Origin of the sequence: Paenibacillus sp. ACRSA, assembly GCF_022346845.1 — a bacterium.
Lineage (GTDB): Bacteria > Bacillota > Bacilli > Paenibacillales > Paenibacillaceae > Paenibacillus.
Genome location: NZ_JAKRNP010000004.1, coordinates 299,352 through 318,189, shown reverse-complemented (window position 1 = coordinate 318,189; position 18,838 = coordinate 299,352). Strand labels below are relative to the sequence as shown.

19 protein-coding genes are annotated in these 18,838 nt (G+C 45.9%); 8 read left to right on the top strand and 11 right to left on the bottom strand.

Annotated features, from left to right (window positions below; genetic code table 11):
- Position 1: 1 nt before the first annotated feature.
- Positions 2 to 787 (bottom strand): ABC transporter ATP-binding protein, encoded by a 786-nt coding sequence (locus tag MH215_RS14885; protein WP_239291157.1) that lies wholly within the window; start codon positions 785 to 787, stop codon positions 2 to 4.
- 252 nt (positions 788 to 1,039) lie between these two features.
- Here MH215_RS14885 and MH215_RS14880 point away from each other — a divergent pair, with 252 nt between their 5' ends.
- The 5 genes from MH215_RS14880 to MH215_RS14860 are packed head-to-tail and all read left to right on the top strand — an operon-like array spanning position 1,040 to position 5,704.
- The gene (locus tag MH215_RS14880; protein ID WP_239291156.1) at positions 1,040 to 1,879 is read left to right on the top strand and encodes a carbohydrate ABC transporter permease; all 840 of its coding nucleotides are present in this window, start codon (positions 1,040 to 1,042) and stop codon (positions 1,877 to 1,879) included.
- Between the two features lie 13 nt (positions 1,880 to 1,892).
- Positions 1,893 to 3,140 carry an extracellular solute-binding protein gene (locus tag MH215_RS14875; RefSeq protein ID WP_239291155.1) on the top strand — a complete coding sequence of 416 codons (1,248 nt, stop codon included), beginning with the start codon at positions 1,893 to 1,895 and terminating at the stop codon, positions 3,138 to 3,140.
- A gap of 31 nt (positions 3,141 to 3,171) precedes the next feature.
- Positions 3,172 to 4,038, top strand: a complete 867-nt coding sequence (locus MH215_RS14870; protein WP_145044748.1) for a carbohydrate ABC transporter permease — start codon at positions 3,172 to 3,174, stop codon at positions 4,036 to 4,038.
- A complete protein-coding gene (locus MH215_RS14865) occupies positions 4,035 to 4,952 on the top strand; it encodes a ComEC/Rec2 family competence protein (RefSeq protein WP_239291154.1) in 918 nt (305 codons plus the stop codon). The genes MH215_RS14870 and MH215_RS14865 overlap by 4 nt, the downstream gene beginning before the upstream one ends.
- Before the next feature lie 35 nt (positions 4,953 to 4,987).
- A complete protein-coding gene (locus MH215_RS14860; RefSeq protein ID WP_239291152.1) occupies positions 4,988 to 5,704 on the top strand; it encodes a GntR family transcriptional regulator in 717 nt (238 codons plus the stop codon).
- A gap of 245 nt (positions 5,705 to 5,949) precedes the next feature.
- Here MH215_RS14860 and MH215_RS14855 read toward each other — a convergent pair whose 3' ends face one another.
- The 6 genes from MH215_RS14855 to MH215_RS14830 all read right to left on the bottom strand — a co-directional run bounded on the left by MH215_RS14855 (position 5,950) and on the right by MH215_RS14830 (position 12,606).
- Positions 5,950 to 7,464 (bottom strand): RICIN domain-containing protein, encoded by a 1,515-nt coding sequence (locus MH215_RS14855; RefSeq protein WP_239291150.1) that lies wholly within the window; start codon positions 7,462 to 7,464, stop codon positions 5,950 to 5,952.
- Positions 7,465 to 7,909: 445 nt separating this feature from the next.
- On the bottom strand, positions 7,910 to 8,545 hold the full coding sequence (locus MH215_RS14850) for a PepSY domain-containing protein (RefSeq protein ID WP_239291148.1): 636 nt from the start codon (positions 8,543 to 8,545) through the stop codon (positions 7,910 to 7,912).
- Between the two features lie 114 nt (positions 8,546 to 8,659).
- Positions 8,660 to 9,457, bottom strand: a complete 798-nt coding sequence (locus MH215_RS14845) for a PepSY domain-containing protein (protein ID WP_239291146.1) — start codon at positions 9,455 to 9,457, stop codon at positions 8,660 to 8,662.
- A gap of 77 nt (positions 9,458 to 9,534) precedes the next feature.
- Positions 9,535 to 10,911, bottom strand: coding sequence for a sensor histidine kinase (locus MH215_RS14840; protein ID WP_239291144.1), 1,377 nt, complete (start codon positions 10,909 to 10,911; stop codon positions 9,535 to 9,537).
- A complete protein-coding gene (locus MH215_RS14835; protein ID WP_239291142.1) occupies positions 10,908 to 11,663 on the bottom strand; it encodes a response regulator transcription factor in 756 nt (251 codons plus the stop codon). Before MH215_RS14835 ends, MH215_RS14840 begins: the two co-directional genes overlap by 4 nt.
- A gap of 298 nt (positions 11,664 to 11,961) precedes the next feature.
- On the bottom strand, positions 11,962 to 12,606 hold the full coding sequence (locus MH215_RS14830) for an SDR family oxidoreductase (protein ID WP_239291141.1): 645 nt from the start codon (positions 12,604 to 12,606) through the stop codon (positions 11,962 to 11,964).
- Between the two features lie 330 nt (positions 12,607 to 12,936).
- Between MH215_RS14830 and MH215_RS14825 the strand changes: the two genes are divergently transcribed.
- The gene (locus MH215_RS14825; protein WP_239291140.1) at positions 12,937 to 13,524 is read left to right on the top strand and encodes a hypothetical protein; all 588 of its coding nucleotides are present in this window, start codon (positions 12,937 to 12,939) and stop codon (positions 13,522 to 13,524) included.
- A gap of 76 nt (positions 13,525 to 13,600) precedes the next feature.
- On the opposite strand, the gene MH215_RS14820 is transcribed toward MH215_RS14825, so the two are convergent.
- A complete protein-coding gene (locus MH215_RS14820) occupies positions 13,601 to 14,782 on the bottom strand; it encodes an NAD(P)/FAD-dependent oxidoreductase (RefSeq protein WP_056703437.1) in 1,182 nt (393 codons plus the stop codon).
- A 23-nt stretch (positions 14,783 to 14,805) separates the two neighbouring features.
- Positions 14,806 to 15,252: a DUF1641 domain-containing protein gene (locus tag MH215_RS14815; RefSeq protein WP_056703434.1), complete on the bottom strand. Its 447-nt coding sequence runs from the start codon at positions 15,250 to 15,252 to the stop codon at positions 14,806 to 14,808.
- Between the two features lie 675 nt (positions 15,253 to 15,927).
- On the opposite strand from MH215_RS14815, the gene MH215_RS14810 reads away from it, so the two are divergent.
- Both MH215_RS14810 and MH215_RS14805 read left to right on the top strand, forming a co-directional pair.
- On the top strand, positions 15,928 to 16,101 hold the full coding sequence (locus MH215_RS14810; RefSeq protein WP_082560610.1) for a CsbD family protein: 174 nt from the start codon (positions 15,928 to 15,930) through the stop codon (positions 16,099 to 16,101).
- 284 nt (positions 16,102 to 16,385) lie between these two features.
- Entirely contained in the window at positions 16,386 to 16,916 is a 531-nt protein-coding gene (locus MH215_RS14805; RefSeq protein WP_239291139.1) for a cupin domain-containing protein, read from the top strand.
- Between the two features lie 78 nt (positions 16,917 to 16,994).
- On the opposite strand, the gene MH215_RS14800 is transcribed toward MH215_RS14805, so the two are convergent.
- Together MH215_RS14800 and MH215_RS14795 are read right to left on the bottom strand one after the other, a co-directional pair.
- Positions 16,995 to 18,071, bottom strand: a complete 1,077-nt coding sequence (locus MH215_RS14800; RefSeq protein ID WP_239291138.1) for a DUF1835 domain-containing protein — start codon at positions 18,069 to 18,071, stop codon at positions 16,995 to 16,997.
- Positions 18,068 to 18,703 (bottom strand): TVP38/TMEM64 family protein, encoded by a 636-nt coding sequence (locus tag MH215_RS14795; RefSeq protein WP_239291137.1) that lies wholly within the window; start codon positions 18,701 to 18,703, stop codon positions 18,068 to 18,070. Before MH215_RS14795 ends, MH215_RS14800 begins: the two co-directional genes overlap by 4 nt.
- Positions 18,704 to 18,838: the final 135 nt, after the last annotated feature.

Genomic DNA, 18,838 nt, shown 5'->3' with positions numbered 1-18,838 from the left:
ATCAGTACACCTCCTGCACGATCGAGACGAACCGCTCTGCAATCGCCTTATGCTCATTGAAGCCAGTCAGTTGATTGAACACTTCCTCCAGTGACCCCTCCATCGACTGCTGCTGCAATTGCTGGAATGTGCCATCTGCCATCACGCGGCCTTCCGCAATGAGCACAATGCGGCTACTGATTTTCTCAACGACATCCATAATGTGTGATGAATAGAAGATGGTTGTCCCTTTTGCCGATAACTGAGACAAAATCTCCTTCACCACCATCACACTATTTGCATCAAGTCCGCTAAGTGGTTCATCAAGGAATAATAGATCCGGATCATGCAATAATGCCGAAATAAGCAGCACCTTCTGACGCATTCCTTTGGAGAATGAGGCAATACGAGCATTGTACGACTGGGCTAGACCGAAACATTCCATTAGCTGCTTCGCTTTGTAATCTGCGTCTTCATAGGACAACCCATACAGTTCTCCTGTAAAGGTTAGATATTCTGCTGGAGTAAGCTGTTCATATAACTCGGCAACTTCTGGGACATACCCTATTCTACGTTTATACTCCACACCACTATCTTCGATATCTTTGCCAAAAATACGCACCGTGCCCAAATACCCCTCGACCAGCCCAAGCAGTATCTTAACGGTTGTGCTTTTGCCCGCACCATTCGGACCTATGTATCCAATCATCTCGCCACGCTTCACTTCAAGGTCAATCCCGTTCAATACATATCGTCCATCATATCTCATTCGTAAGCCTTCAATGGATAGCACTTGTTCTTCTCTCATCTTGTTACTCGCTCCCATCTTGATTGGTATCGTCTTTTAGAGGGCGGTACTGAAAACCGTCCTTTTTGAACGTTCACTTTTACATTCGTTTCTACAATTCTACTAGTTTACCACAGTTTGGATTATGGCACAGATGCGCAAGAAATCCACCGTAAATTAACACTGCTTAATATTTCGATGATATTCAGCAAATAAATCAAATTTATAGTAGTCGTATAGACGTCTAGACATATAAGGGGGAAGGAGAACAGATTGAACAGATTAAGCGCAGGTCTAAAATATGGAACTTTCATCACTCTACTCCTATGGACGCTGTTTCCAATCTATTGGATGCTCGTCATTACTACGCAAGAATCTTCTGATTTGTTCACAAAAGTATCCATATTTCCAAGATCATTCACCTTGGAACATATCGTTAACATTTTTGTGCAAGACCAGTACATGGGTCCGTTAATCAATAGCTTTATCATCACCGTCAGCTCGTTGTTGATTGTCCTTGTGTTCGGATTGTCCTCGGCGTATGTGCTTGGGCGCAGAACGTTCCGAAGCCATTACCGAATATTCAAAAGCTCGCTGATGATCTGGATTTTGCTCGTTCGTGTCCTACCACCAATTACATTTGCACTCCCGTTATACATCATGATGAATGATGCTGGATTGCTGAACACCAAGATTCCGATTATTATCGCACATGTCCTGGTGAATTTGCCGCTCGTCATCTGGTTCATGATGGCATTCTTCTACGGTGTACCGGGTGAGATTGAGGAAAGTGCCCGTATGGATGGTGCATCCGAGTTCATGATTTTTACCAAAGTGATGCTGCCGCTGGTCGTACCGGGCATAGCTGCCGTAACCATCTTATCCTTCATGGCTTCATGGAACGAATACCTGTACAGCGTAATTTTCATTCAGAGCCCTGACAGCTTCACTATTCCACTCAAACTCGCCACCCTGAACAGTGAGCAAGAGTTAACGGAGTGGGGTAAGGTTGCGGGTGGCGGTCTCGTATCCGTGCTGCCTGTACTACTCACAGCGATCTTTCTACAGAAACATCTAATTAGCGGCTTAACCGCCGGTGCAGTTAAAGAATAGGAGATGAGAGAAAATGAGAAAAAAGATGTCGTATATGCTGAGCTTGCTGTTAACAACCGCGGTACTGTTCACTGGATGTCAGTCTCAGGGGCAGGCTTCGGGACAAGGTTCTAGTCAGGGGACAGACAAGCTAGTCATTGCCGCCAGAGGTGGCTCTCATGTGGATGCGATGAATGCCGTAAAGGAGTCTTTTGAGAAGGAACATAATGTGAAGGTAGATATTATTGGGCTGGAAGCGGCAGATTTGAAGCAGAAAATCTCTCTTGATGCGAAGAACAGCAAAGGTGCATATGACCTGATTATGGCCGACGATCCATGGATGCCTCAATTCAGTGAAGCAGGAATTTTCGCTAAGCTATCCGACCTTGGAATCCAAGAAGATTCTGACTTTGAAGAGTCCTCTCTTGCTCTCGGTAAGTCTCCATATGCGACAGGAGATCTATATGCCTTGCCTTTCTCAGGTAATGTGCAGTTGTTCTTCTATAACAAAGAGCTACTTGAACGTCATAACCATGAAGTTCCAACGAACTGGACAGATGTGCTTGAGACCGCAAAAGCAATCAAAGCAGAGGATGGTTCTGCAGGCTACGTGATTCGTGGTCAACAGGGTAACCCTATCGTTTCTGACTTCTTGCCTCTGTTCTGGGCATACGGCGGACAGATCTTCGATGATAATTGGAAAGCACAGATTAACTCTGAGGCAGGCCGCAAAGCTTTAGACACCTATGTTGGACTGCTTGCTGTTGGCGAAAACTATGAAAATACTGATATTGTCGGCTCCGTATCGGAAGGCCGTGCCGCAATGGCACTCGGATGGCCGTCTTGGTTCATTAAAGGCGAGACAGCTAGTGCAGATTACACGGCAATTCCGTCCAAAGCTTCATCTGATGCTGCATCCGTCTCCACAGGTATGATTGGCAACTGGATGATGGGAGTAGCTGCTAATTCACAAAGCCCAGAGCTTGCTGCTGAGTTCCTGACGTTCATCACCAGCAGTGACACACAGAAGCTGATGGTTGAGCACGGCGGCGTACCTACTCGCAAAAGTGTCTATCAGGACGCAGAGCTTGCTGCAAAATATAAACACTTCCCTGTCATGTTAGAAGCATTGCAGAACTCGGTAGCAAGACCAAGAACAGCCAAATGGTCTCAAGTTGAAGAAGCACTCGGTGCTGAATTGTCCGCAGCTATTGCTGGAACGAAGACAGTGGAGCAGGCTCTGACAGACGCCAATAAGGCAATGGATGACATTATGCAATAAGGTTCATTCATCGGAAAGGAGTGCAATGAACTTGGCAAGTAAACGAGTCTTTCAATGGGCGATGCTGGCACCTGTAACGTTGCTGTTAATCTGCGTGACCGTATTCCCATTTATCTATACCGTGACCAACAGCTTCACGGACTATTATTATTTGGCAAGTGATGCGAAGCAGTTCATTGGATTCAGCAATTATGTCAAAATCATTCAGGACGAGCAGTTCCGTCAAGCCGTCTGGAATACGCTCAAATTCATGTTCCTGGCCGTTTCCATCGAAACGGCTCTGGGGCTTGGCATTGCCGTGCTCATCGAGAGCATGAGACGCGGACAGAAAGTATTGCGGATCACGATGCTTATTCCATCTTTATTACCGCCGGTTACGGTGGCTCTGATCTGGCAAATGATGCTCAGCAATCACAACGGTATCGTCAACCATCTGCTTCACTGGTTCGGTGTGGGGCCATTTAACTTCCTGATGGACATCAACATTGCCTTCAATGCCATCTTGTTCATTGATATTTGGCAATGGACACCGTTTGCCTTCCTATTGTTATATGCAGGACTACAATCCGTTCCTCGATCACAATTCGAGGCAGCCAAAGTAGACGGGGCAGGCAAGCTGCGCATCTTTTTCCACATTACACTGCCGAACATTATGCCGACCTTATTTATGGTCATTTTGCTTCGTACCATAGATACGTTCCGGTTATTCGATAAAGTCAACATTCTGACCGGTGGTGGACCAGCCAATTCAACAACGACCATTACTCAATATATCTACAAGCAGGGCGTGTACAATCTCCAGATTGGATATGGCGCGGCTGCATCGGTGATCATGGTGATGCTGGTACTGGTGTTCTCTGTGTTCTATATCAAACGTTCGATGGGAGGAACAGCATGAAATGGTTCATTGATTTCCTTAATGTTGGCTTCGGTGAAGCAACGGTTATTCGGCGGATGGAGGAACACTGCACCTACTGCCTCGTAGTAGACGGTGGAGACGTGAACCCGATGACCAATCCGCGTCGTTGTAGTCTAGAGCAGTATCTTCGAGAATATGAGATTAAGAAGATTGACGTGCTCGTTCTAACGCATTTTCACAGAGATCATGTTGGCGGTGTACTCCCTATTCTGGGTCATGTCCCTATCGAGGAGGTCATTCTGCATCTACCTCTGCCTGGGCACGTTCAACAAAGTGCATTAAACGATTATTCCACACCAATTCTAGGCTCGTTCACGCTGTATGCTGCCATTTTGAATCGCATAGATGAACTGGGCATCAAAAAAACGGAAATCAAGAAACGTCATACGATTGTTGAACAGGATATGGAGTTCCGAATCCTTACGCCTAGCCAGCACAAATGGACACAGCTCACCGAGGAATTAGATCGACTAAATTTGGATCAACTGGATCAGCAGAAAGAGCGATTAACCACCATTGACCGAATGCTCAATCATGCATCATTAGCGGTACTCATTAAAAACAAAGGCAACTCCGTAGCACTGCTTACCTCGGATGTAGGACTTGATTATTGGGAGCCTTATGCCGATGAGATCGGAGCGGTTCACACCCTGCAAGCCCCGCATCATGGTGACGCGAGCCACCTCTCCGAAGATAACCTTCGGGCATGGACACCACACGCTGTCGTTATCAGCGCAGATGATCAAGGGACTTATCAGCTTCCTCATGCAGCGATGGAGCCACTGATTCACGAGCATTCGGATGCACAGCTATTTTACACGGAAGGGCTATCCACGGAGCATCGAATCGTTCGTGTAGACGTGACCGAAGGAACAGTGGAACTTGTTAAGTGAAGCGGTTAAAACTATAGGAGATGAGGTTTGATTCATTGAGTGGTTACCAGCACATCAAGCATGAACTGGAAATGATGATCGAGAACAAGGTATGGCATGTGGGAGAAAAATTGCCTTCCGAGTATGAACTGGCTAAACATTTCAGCGTTAGCAGAGAGACCCTTCGTGCAGCAATCAAGCTATTAGAGCAAGAGGGTAAGCTGCTGGTGAGGCATGGTGTAGGTACCTTTGTCATTAAACCACTCCCGGGCATTCCTAGCCGGCTAGAGTTCTTACAGAGCATTGGTACGATGATTAAGCTGGCAGGTTTAACCGAAACGGATACGAAGGAAATGATCGGAGAGGTAACATGCACGCAAGAATGGGCTGAGGCGCTAAATATCGAAGAAGGCTCCACAGTAATCAAGGTTGAGCGAGTCCGATATGCAGATGGGGAGGCTGTAACCTACTCCATTAATATTATGCCTAAGGAATTGGTAGGAGATGCTTTTGAACGTACGGACTTCTCGGGGTCATTATTCAAGTTTCTAGAGGATACGCGCAAGATTCATATCGCTAGAGCAGACACGGAGCTGGTGGTTCCCCCGAAGAAAGACAAATATGTAGGACGGTTGCAGAATCATATGGAAGAGACTCCTGTGCTTCTCATGAAGCAATTGCATTATGATCAGCAGAATCGAGAAGTATTGTATTCCTTCGATTACTTGAGAAGTGATGTATTCCAGTTCTGGATTCGCAGAGAGCGCAAGTGAATGGTCATCGCAGAGGTGCGGTGCCATCTAATATAATCGCGGTCATTCTACCTCTCCATAGCGGAAGTGATCGTGCGTTAATAACATAGTTATGCTTGTATGCCAGCCTCCGTATCCTGTACATGAATGGATAAGGAGCTGGCATTGGTCATTTTTCATTTGGTGATTTGGTCATTTGATGATTTAATCGTGTGTTTTTCTTCGGTTATTCATCTTCTTGTTGCGTTGGTGACTAGTTTAGATGATTATTGAACCTTAATAATTTGGAAGTGTTGATTCGTGCCGCCATTATCTGTCCACTGGATTGCGGCTGCACCATCGGCAAGGGATTGTCCTGAGATGTCGAGCAATTTGCCTGTGCTACGGTTTTTCAATTTGTAATATCCTCCACCGACACTGACGAGCTGCCACTGCTGACTCGCCCAGCCTCCGTCATTCCATTGCTCAATGACAGCACCATCGGCTGTGGAACCATTCTCAACACCAATGAGTTTGCCACTGGCACGATTGATGATTTTGACATACCCACCTCCTGCATCCGTGATCTGCCACTGCTGACTTGTGCTACCTTGATCTGCACGCTGCTCCAGATCTGCACCATTATCAGACGATCCACCGATGACATTCAGCAATTTATTGCTCTTCCGACTGACGAACTGGTAGGAAGCATTCGCGTCCCATACGTCGGGAGCATTATTCCCCGTAATCGTTCCTGTAGCTGTATCAACCGTAATACTGCCTGCCCAATTCATCGCTAGACTCGTTGCACTTGGGAAGGATAGCGGCAACCAGACATATTTGGAATCCTGGACAGGACCACTCCACGCACCAGCCCAACGATCACCCATATAAAGATACGACGTTCCTTGCGAACCTTCCACCGGAAGTACATACGTCGATTGAGATCCATAGGTGGTATTATCTCCAAAGTTACTCAGCCCGCTCCATGTACCGGTAATGCTTGTAGCTGTTGCATATTTGGCCTGATTCGGATTCCAGCCGGTTGCTCCAGACGTAATGAGGAAATACACGCCATCTTTCTTGAAAATGGCTGGTGCCTCCCGATATTGCCCAGGCCATAATGTAGTCACTAATGATTCCACACCGAGGAAATCTGGGGTGAGCTTGTATATATTCAGATCTGCATTCACACGAGTAGCTGAGATGAGATACGCCGTTCCATTATCGTTATATACGGTCATGTCTCTGGAATCATAACCAAGTGGACGATAGCTTCCTACATAAGTGTAGTCCCCATCCACTGTGCTTGAGGTGGCTACCGCTACCTTGGCTTCGCCGTAATCGATCCCATTTTCTTTGTGCATCCAGAGCACGTATTTTCCTGTCGCACTATTGTAAATCACTTTGGGACGTTCAATGTTGGATATGTTCAGCTCTGTTGCCGATTGACTTGTTAGCACATCGTTGCGATATTCCCAGTTTTTCAGATCCGATGAGCGATAGACGGACACGGCCTTAAATGTTCCATTGGGATTGCGGTTTTCTCCAAACCAATAATAGAAGCCATCTGCTTGGATCATCCCGCCGCCATGAGCATGGATCACGTTACCATTGGTATCCTTGAACTGAATCCCATTTGTTATGTTGACTGGAGCTGCTGAAGCAGAAGATCCCGGAACAAGGAGTGCCCCTAGCGCCTGAAAGGCTAGAATTAGAGCGAGAAGATAACATAAATAGCGTGAAAAACGACGACCTTTCTTATTCATTTGATCAATATGTTGATGATGAGCAATATGCATACAGCTACACCTCCAATGATTTTAGTGAAGCGCTTACAAAAGAGATTAAGATGCCTCCTCTTCCTGTGCAATTCCTCAATTCAGTGTGTCGCAGCTTACTCCATGTATATTGGTTCAGCACCCACCTCCTGTTTCCAATTGTATCCATATTTTTCATTACTGAATAGTGAACAATTCTGCGGAACATGTACGAATGCACATTAAATTACAAAAATGATCAGACCGATGTGCATTTGCACTACATACTCGATACTATAATGTATAGACAGGTAGTCGTTCACGGTGAACCCAATATCTTATTGCACAACATGCTACACAATGCGAGTGGACATACGCTACTGCCGCTACACAGCAAAAAGACGCTTCATACGAAGCGCCCTCTGCAAGTGTATCTTCTGTTGCACAACTTTTAATTTAAACCAAGAATCAAAATGATTCAAAGCTCTTAATCTTCATCATCAAAGTCTTGGTCGAATGACAGCACTTTACCTGTGTTTGCATCGATATCCACATCGGCTTCACCTTGTGCAGTTCTCAACTCGATTTCATAGACATAACGACCATCGTCATGATCCAGCTCGACTTTAGTAACTTTGCTACCTGTCACTTGTTTTAATGCGATGTCGGAAGCCTGAGCTACCGTTAATTTAACCTGATTCGATGCAGATGTGCTGGGAGAATTGTTGGTTACAGCACCCTTATAATCATCGTCATCATCGTCGTCGTCATTTACCACCGCAAGGACTTTACCCGTGTAAGCATCTAAACGAACGACAACGTCATTGCTTCCTCGTCTGTCGATCTCTACTTCATAGATGATCTGTCCATTGCGACGTTCCAGATCCACATCGTCCACTTTACCATTGCCATCGGCTGCTTTTAGAGCCGCTGCTTTGGCTTGTGTGACCGTCAGTAATTTTCCAGTATTGCTCTGGTTCTGGGTTGCCGATTGTGAAGTAGATGTTGGTGTCGTCTGTACGGATTGCCCGTTCACACTTCCACTCGCGGCTACCGCTGACCCTCCCAATAATACGGCTGCTGATAAGCTTCCAATCCATAGTTTAGTTTTGTTCATCATCATTCATCTCCTCGGTTGTGTTGTTCTCGTTCTCGTCTACAGTTATAGAATAACCTGTGCGAATGAGAGTTCAGCGAGAGACACATTAGAATTTGATGAGAAAATGAGGAGAACCCGTTAATCTTCATCCTCGTCCCATGTTACGGAACGGATTGCGCCAGAGATTGCATTCACCTGTACGATCGCTTCCCTGCCATCTACCAGGTCAATTTCAACCAGATAATACGGATTACCGCTATTCGTGCCACGAAGTTCAATATCATCCACTTCCCCTGGCACCCTGGCAAGCGCCTTCTGCTCAGCCTGCTTCTCGCTCAAGAACTGTGGTTTGTTTTCTTGGGCAGGCTCGTTTACCGCAGGAGCATCCAATACTTTTGAAGACTGCTTCTGCCCGTTATAGGGATCAACCGTCCATTGCTCACGGCTGTTGTCCTTCATAATCAATATAGCGTTATATACCGGGCTACCCTGTTGTTCAACCAGTTCAAGTGAGTCCAATTTACCATCCGTTTGTTTCTGTAATTCAGTCTTTATTTGCTCGCGGCTCCACAAGGTTTTCTCTTCGGCTTGTGGGTTAGACTCCAGTCGTTTAATGGAATTCACCGTAGAGGTTACCGCATCAAGTTGAACGTCATATAACCCTGTTTCGGTTCGAAGCTGCATGAGATACGTCCCATCCTTCAACGTAGAGTTCACAATCTCTCCCCCAGGATATTGAGTCAGCACCGACTGCTCGGCAGCCTCTGCCGTCAACATTGTACGCCCAGATTGCCACGGCTTCCACCAACTAACTGCTAATATCAACAACAGCACCAGTGCCGCCAGGCTCCACCATACCGGACGCTGGAACCTCGATTTATTCAAAAGACGATGTTCCTCTCGCTTCATTTCAGGCTCCTTCCGATATTCCTCCATGCTCTTCCCTCCTTCAATACGCTCTATTTATCCGAGACGTTATCCTGTCATCAGTATATAAGAGAAGAATGAGAATTTCATGAGAGTGAGCCGCGCTGTACAGAAGATGGCAAAATAATTGTAGCCGTTGTCCCAACACCCTCTGTGCTGGTCAACTCAATACGTGCACCAACCGCTCCGGCAATATCCTTGGCCAAAGACAAGCCGAGACCCGATCCGCTCTCTCCGCTACCACGCGTTCTCGCTGGATCAACGCGGTAGAATCGATCAAATACTTTGGCTAGATCCGCTTCACTCATGCCGATCCCTGTATCCACAATCTGTATCCAGCTTTCCTGATGATGTGTCTTAACATGAACTTCAATCTGTTCCTCACTATACTTTCGGGCGTTATCCAGCAAAATAAACAAGAGCTGCTTCAGCTTACTCTCATCGCTGATAGCCCATATACGTCCTGCATCGTGACAGATCACCTCACGATGGTAGGCTTCACGGAATGCTCTCGTGGAATCCTGCACGAGTCGGTTAATATCCACTCGCTCTAGTTGCACATTCCACTGCTCTGGCTGCTTTGCTAGCAATAACAGCTGCTCCGTCATCTCCCGCATACGGATCGACTCGGACAGAATGGCTTCAACCGCTTCGTCAAATACCTCAGGACGTTCCTTCCCTCGCCGCTGGAGCAAACTCGCGTAGCTCTCAATAATGGTCAGCGGTGTTTTCAATTCATGAGAGGCATCGGAAACGAAGCGTTCTTGCCGCTCGAAGTTCGATTCCAGCAGATCCATCATGCGATTAAATGTCTGTCCCATCGTGTTCAATTCATCCTTGGATTTGGCATCCAGTGGAAGACGTTTAAACTGACCACTAGACTGGATGTCCCCCATCGTACGTGTCATTTGTTGGATTGGCCTAGTCATCCGGTTAGCTAGAATCCGGCTGGAGATGATGGCGGGAATCAACGCAATGATTGTCACTGCAACTAGAACAGTTCGAAGCACAGATAAACCGCGCTCCGTCTCGGCGATGCTCTCGGTAACTTGCACATTCACCACTTCACCATCCGGCCAAATGACAGGTAGTGATACCCAGACATATCCGATCTTTCCGATTTGGAGGTACTCGGATCTTTTCTCACTTTCATACGTATAGGAGAGCTTGCTTAGCTGCTCTCCTGACTCTGTCGTTACCGGTGCGGAGCTGGTGCCGTCCTCATTTACAATCCGCAGCATGCCGTCCAGCGGCGCGTAGGCACGCAACAAGTCGTCCGGCGGAATCGATCCGGCAGACTGACGCACTCCTTTTACAATAGACTCCGCTTCTCCTTCAATCCGCTTCATCTCGTTATTCATCGACATTCGCTCAAATACAATATATACGGACAAATTAACAGCAACTAACAGCACAGCAAACAGTACGGAAGAGTATCCGTAAATCTTACTTTTCAAGCTCATAACTGTTCCTTCAGGACGTACCCGACGCCCCGAACGGTATGTATTAGTGGCGGCATGAAGCCGTTATCTACTTTCTTGCGCACATATCGGATATATACATCTACCACATTGGTATCTCCATAATAGTCATATCCCCAGACAGCCTGTACAATCTGCTCCCGACTGAGTACTTGACGTTGATTCTGAAGCAGGTATACAAGCAGGTCGAACTCACGTGGCGTAAGTTCAATCTGTGTACCATCCCGGGATACCTCCCGTGTACCTTCATGTAGTTTCAGTCCAGCCGCAGTAAGCCAGCCTGAAGTAAGATCAGGGGAGCTCGCAGAAGAAACATGATTCATGTCCGGTGATGTCGATTCAGAGGTAGATGAGACAGTTGATGCTGCCGCACTTAATCGCAGTGCTGCCCGCACACGAGCAAGCAGCTCTTCAATTCGAAATGGTTTGGTAATGTAGTCATTGGCTCCGAGATCAAGCCCAGACACTTTGTCCTCCACCGAATCTTTAGCGGTAAGCATGAGGATTGGTATTCTCGCATCCTTCGCGCGAATACGGCGCAATACTTCAATCCCACTCAATCCAGGCAACATAATATCCAACAGGATTAGATCCCACTGCCTGTCCGCAACCATTTCGAGTCCCTCTGTTCCACTGCCCGCCTTACCTACCTGGTACCCCTCATATTGCAGTTCCAGTTCAAGCAGGCGCGATATTTTAGGTTCATCCTCAATCACCAATACAGCTTCATTCATGCAGAGCTCCCCCTCACTTCCCACATTCCTTTTCCCGTATAATACAACATATCCACGTTCAACTAAAGAATAGTTACACTTACTACTCCGATGACAGAATAACCTTCCGATCGCTGTTATCCCCAGATTTTTTTGATTCCCTTCTTCCATGGGAAAATCCGGTGATAAAGGCGAGCGCTCCGCTTCTTCATGTTATTTCTGTCCTCTCCGTTCCCGTGTAAAAAAATATAGTTGAACTGATTGAACTATATTTATTTTCACTTAGCACTCCGATAACAGAACAACCTTCCGTATCGCTTTATAACGTACTTAACGCATCCTGAACGGAGTCATTCCCCACAATCAGATCAAAGGCTCTGCGGTATGTCTTTTCCTCCTGCAAGGAAGCAGCAATGACACGAGCTACATCTTCACGCGCAATGCTTCCCGGTTTGAGATCTGTGCCAACGGCAACTTGACCTGTACCTGATTCGTTCTTCAGGCCGCCGGGGCGGATAATGGTATAATTCAGCTCACTTGCAAACAACGCACGATCCGCATAGTGCTTCGCCACGTAATACGGTCTGATCTCATCAGGCCATTTATCACGCTGATCCGCGCCATATGCACTAACCAGAATGTATCTGGAGATTCCTTGTTGCTCAGCAGCCTCCATCGTTTTTACCGCACCATCAAGGTCAATCAGCAGTGTTTTGTCCGATCCCGTGGAGCCACCTGATCCCGCTGTAAACACAATCGCGTTCTGATCCTTCATCGCCTGAGCCAGATCATCAACACTTCCCTCTAGGTCGCCCATTACGACATTTGCACCGATCTCCTTCAGCGCATCTGCCTGCTCTGGCTTGCGGATCATCGCCGTGACTTGATGCTTGCCTTCCTGCACCAGTTGTTCCACCAACAGCTTACCAATCTGTCCATTTGCTCCAATCACTAATACGTTCATAATGTCACACGCTCCTTTAGTAATTTATCAGTCATACGATATATCTCTAATTTAAACGAAAGTCGAAAAATTTAACCTGCTGCATACGTACCCTTATCATTTCTACGTCATTCCAAGTTACACGTTATCAGTTATTCGATTGGAAGCTCACTAGACACAAGCCACACTTCGGATATTAATATTCTCCACACATCTCCAGATAATAAAAAGATACAAAAGATTCAAAATCACTTTTGCTTAGCATATATTTCATGTAAAATTAGTATTTAGATGTCATTTTTTTCTAAGTGTCTGAATTTCTACATTCTTCAAACAGAAGGGTACATAATTATGGTAAAAAGAAGTGATCGAAATTTAATTATGCTTATCATCTTTACTCTAGTGTTGATACTGCAACAGGGATGTTCTTTCAAACCAGATGATACGGCATACATTTCTTCGCAGGATTCAGTCAATCAGATTTTAAGTAATACGACGGATAACCACTCTATCATTGAGTTCAGCAGTGTTAATCAAGCCGTTGAGCTTTTATTTGAAGAGTACACCTATGGGGAGCTTACGCATCAGGAGGATTTGGGTAGATATAAGATTGTGGACAATGCGGACGGTATTCCCCCCTACATGGTTACTACCGTTCTTAGCGATGTAGATCGAGGGAATGCTTATTACACGTTCTTGTATTCAAATGGAGGGGTCATTTCGAAAAAGACGATATACCGTCCTTTACCTCAAAAGAAATCCGTTGCCCACAAAGGGCTCGTTAAAGTATTTGAACAGACCCTGTCTGAGAAAGAATATATTATTTTCGCTTCAGCCTATTCAGATGCATCTATTAGCATTGGCATTGTTCCTGAACAGATTGCCGATACCACAGCGTATCCCAAAGTTCACTATATCAAAATGAAGGTTCTTCCTTAAATTAAGCATCACGAACAAATATGTCAAAAAGGACGCTCCCGTAGGAGCGTCCTTTTGCATTTTAAAGATATGTTGATTAGTAAGCCAGTGCAAACAAACCATGAATGTGAGACAGGTAACGGATGTTACTTGCTTCTTTCATCATTGTTGCAGGCAGACCTTTAAGACGAGTTTGGTTGCCACCGATCATGCCGACAGCATCTTTACGTCCAAGGCTTCCCAGTGTACCTGAGAAGATTGGTGAGAAGGATTCCATTGCGCCACCTTTGAACATTACGCCCAAGTTGTGACCAATAGTCTCACCCATTTGCCAAGCGAGTTGTGCTGTTGGAGGGTATGGACGAGCGCCTTCGCTAGGGAAGACCACTGCGCTGTCACCAGCAACGAACACATCTTTGTGGGATGTGGATTGCAGAACTTCCGTAACCTTAGCACGGCCACGATCCACTTCAATTCCGCTGTTAGCAACAACCGCGTTACCTTGAACGCCACCAGTCCATACGAGTGTGTTCGTAGGGATGGAGCTGCCGTCTTTCAACAGAACTTCGTTTTCTTTCATCTCTGTAATCGCTACGCCAACGATGAAGTTAACGCCACGTTTTTCGAGACTGGATTTCGCACGATCAACCAGCTCTGGCGGGAAACCAGCCAGGATAGAAGGACCTGCTTCAACTGTGTACAGGGAGATATCGTTGAAGTCGATGCCTTTTTCCTTACATACGCCAGGAAGAAGGTCAACGAATTCGCCGACAAGCTCGATACCAGTCAAGCCGCCGCCACCAATAACAAACGTAGCGTCTGCTTTGTTGCCGGATTGTTTGTATGCATCCAGACGTGCTTCAACGTGTGCACGAATACGGTTTGCATCACTAACAGATTTCAGCGTGAAGCTGTACTCTTGCAATCCCGGAATTCCGAAGTAAGCTGTTTCGCTACCCAGAGCAACGACAAGTGCATCGTAAGAGTATGTGGAGCCGCTAGTCATCAGAACTTTTTTCTCGTCCGGCTTGATTGTATCCACCGTATCGATTTTCAAGTTAACATTTTTGCCACGCAGCAATTTTTCCAGTGGAAGTGCAACAGCCTTTTCAGCAATGCTTCCCGCTGCAAGACGGTGCAGTTCCGTAATAATTTGGTGCGTAGGGTAACGGTTCACGACTGTAATAGTCGCTTCTTCCGGGGTCAAGTATTGACGCGCAGTCAGCGCAGTCAACAGACCGCCGTAACCTCCGCCCAAGATCAAAATTTGCTTCGACATATCCATCCTCCGTTCTACTAATCTTAACGTTGCTGTTGTTGACGCTCGTTCAGGACACTCAAGAATGATTGAGCAAAACGAAGCGTTTGTTGTACGTTTGGATCTTTAAGCATTTTGAGCATAGCGAACAAGCCAACCGAAGTTTGCTCTGTTTGCGCACGATCATTTGCTTCGATTGCAGCGGAAGCTACACCTTTAGCTTTGTCTACAACAGGCTTAGCGAATTCACCCATTGCACTCATTGTGTCGCTAATCAGAACTTTGTCTGTAGCTACGCTTTGTGCAAAGTCATAAGCTTTCGTCATTGCAGTAACCATTTCAGCCAATTTAGGCAGGTTCTCCACCAGAACGGTCAAAGACTCCTGTACCTCAGGCTTCATCAGTTGATCCAGTACATCCAAGGACTGGCGTTGGGAAACGTCGGCACCTTCTGTAACCGGCACCTCTTGTTGAGTAGGCGATTGTGACATAAGAGAAAGTCCTCCTTTACTTTGGGATAGAAGTCCGCAACTTTTCATGATGCCTGTCAAGCAGAGCCGAACCACAAATACATCAATACAACTAAATGTACCAAATTTCACACAATAGAATGAGCGAATCCCGTAAGCCGCTCTCACATGATGTATTGTATCTAGGATCTATTGCGTGCAACATGTGTTGACGCACAAAACGACAAGCAGGCCGAAACCGAACTCTATACCCCTATATTACACCTCTTACACATCAACATGAAAAAGAAATTTTTTACACTTGTGAAGATATTGTGAACATTGTAACAAAATCGATTATTTTGTCAAGGTTTACGGCCTCGTCAAGCGAACCTTTCCTCCAGTCCAAGATCCGCATTTCTACCACATGTGGTATGTAGACGAGATCACATATGGCCATATGTGCGATATGTACGCAACGAAGGAACAATTCATTTGTTTTTTAAAGGAAAAGATTCCCAAAACCTCGTTTTTTATGCAACGAAATTGGTCACTCCCATTATTATGCGGCGAGGAAGCCGCCCTTATTCCGGATATGAACATCTTTATTTAGCTTGAATTTAGTATGTAGTTTGACTCTTATGAATAAGCCATCGTTTAGAATTCCAACAACCCGGTTAATAAGGACTACACCAGATAACGAAGGAGATGTTCGATATGAGTAATTCAACTGGCGATAAAATCAAAGCAGGCGTTAACAAAGCTAAAGGCGAAGTGAAGGATCAGATCGGTAATGCAACGAATAACAGATCCCTTCAGGCTGAAGGTAAAAAGGATAAAGCCAAAGGTGCTGTTCAGGACAAAATTGCTGATGTGAAAAAACATCACTAATACATCTGATTCCTGCAATCTAGTTTATCAGACTTAAGGAGTCATTCCATGGTCTTCACTAGATGGGTAACAGATATAGCATAACTCCCCCTGTCCAACAATAACTAGCATCAGGTCAGTCCTGGGACAGAGGTGCAAAAAAGCCGAGGAAGGTGTGTTCGTACTACCCCTTCCCTGGCTTTTTTTGTTACGATTTTGCTCAGGCGATCTCAGTCGATATAGATTGATTATCACGATTGAATCGTATAGTAACCTAGAATGAATAGCAGAAGGACGTGATATATATGGAGCAGACCGATTCACAGGTACAGACGTTATTTCTACATGATGATGGGGTAATCCCTAACCATCCTACACTCCCTGTACTTATATACCAAGGGGTGTGGGTAGACAATCCATCCTTGGCAGAACAGACGATGAACGTTCATCACTGGGGCAATAGCTGGATTAATGGCGTGTTTGATTATCACCACTATCACAGTAATGCGCATGAAGCCTTGGCCGTCATTAGCGGCTCCGTTCAGGTCATTCTTGGCGGTGAAGATGGCCACGTTGTTACTTTACAAGCGGGTGATGTTGTCGTACTTCCTGCTGGAACAGGGCATAAACGGCTACAGGCAAGCCTCGATTTCCGTATCGCAGGCGCTTATCCCGCTGGCATGAATTATAATACGCGCACCGGTGATCCAAGCGAACGTCTCCAAGCTCTGCGTGAGATTCAGCAGGTTCCTGTACCCGATAACGATCCGGTGTACGGATCTGATGGTCCACTGCTGAAACTATGGGGTAAACGTACAGATGCTAAACAAGACTGAAGAACTTCCCGAACTCCCAAATAAACAAATTGGGTGAAGTCCCGGCTTCCTTGGATATCAAACGTAATCCCCTTTAGACTAGCTGCCGGCAAGTCTTATACTATAAAATCGCATTGCATGAGGCATGCCCTCCATGTCGAATCGTCCCTGTAGAATAAGCTGACGTATACGGTACTCAATAAAAGTATCGCCGACAGCTTGTTCCAGATGACCCAGCACTTCACCTACAATACGAGCTGACTTAATGAATTCCCCAGGCTGTCTTGTTGACGCCACCTCCGTAAACTTCTGCAGGATGAACTCATCAATGGCGTCCTCAGAGACACTTTGGATGATCCCATCTTGCATTAAGCGCAAATGTCCAGGCTGTGCAGACAGATGCAGCCACTCTTGCTCCATTTGTCTGCGCTCCTCAGATGATAACGGTTCATCATGCTCGCAGTGATGCCACATCTTCAGTAATTTCTCGGAATGAATCTCACCTGTACCGCGAACCTCGTACTGTATTTCAGGTGTATTAAACAATTTCGGATATAAATCTCTCGTTTCAATTAGATAAATCGGGCTTTTCCTGTCACGCAGCAAATACATGGCATATAAGAGCCCTGTTCGCTCATGGCCATTATTGGCATACCAGATCGTAATCCGTGTCTCTTCCTCAATGGAGCTGATCGTCTGATTGATGTGAAGCAGCTCGTCTATCCCTTGAGCCGCATACCTACCATGTTCACTCATGTGAAATCGCTCAAGCAGCCACAGATGTCTGCGCTGCACATTTAATTTGTTCGTTAGATCACTCAATGGTCCAATTGCATAGTAGTCATTCATCGAGAAAAACCGTCGCCCTGAACGTCCAGGAACGTTGCCCATCGCTACCTTAATACTACCTAACGGTGAGTCTCCAAATGCAATGTGTATTTCACGCGTTTTCTGTGCTTCCAATACCTGCTTCTCAGCCTGATCCTGACTTCGCTGGTCGCTCAATCTATTAAATAACGACTGAACTTTAGCAGCAAAAGCATCCGTACGACCTGTATCTACTTCTTGACTGACTGCCATATCTGCCCGAAGATATAGCTCACGTAACAATATACGCAGCTCATCCTCATTCATACGATGCAATTCTTGATCAAATTCAAATACATTTTCAATCATACGACTTCTCCTTTTGCTCCATCAGAATTGGACGACGAACGAGTAAAGTGACGCTCCAACTTACGACTCGCCCATAGAGATGCGGCAACAAACAACAATACGCCACCCCAGCGAATAGGATGCTCCAGGAACTGCTCGACATTAGAACCGATATACGTTACACAGAAGATCATAATGGCCTTACCACAGCCAACGGCGAGCAAGAATGATAGCAACCGCATACGGGCAATACCTGCCGCAACATTGATAATAACAAATGGCCCAACCGGAAATATGCTAAGTAAAAATACATAACTAAACGCATTCCGCCGAATCCATACCATACTGCGTTGTACTCGTGGTTTATTCGCCCATCGCTCTACAAAGGCAGATTTACCGATTTCTCTTACAATTAAGAACGTAACTGTACAACCTAATACCATTCCGATCCATGAATATATAAATCCTGCCCATAGTCCATACACCGCGCCATTCACTCCGACAATAAGCAATGTGGGCAGCGGTGGTACAAATGACTTCATAAAGGTGAGCAGAATCCCTGGTAATGGGCCAAGCGAGCGAAACTGCTCTAACCAATAACGTATATTTTCTTCCGTGATATAGGACATAATGTCCAAGGGTACCAAGCTCATCTGCATCCTTCCAATCTATACTGTCTTAAGTTACTTCTGGTTCGGGTACCGATTCTACATAACACTTTTGTTCTATTCTTTTCGTACAAAAAGCTCTCACCATACTACTCTCAGTATAACGTACAGATGTACTTC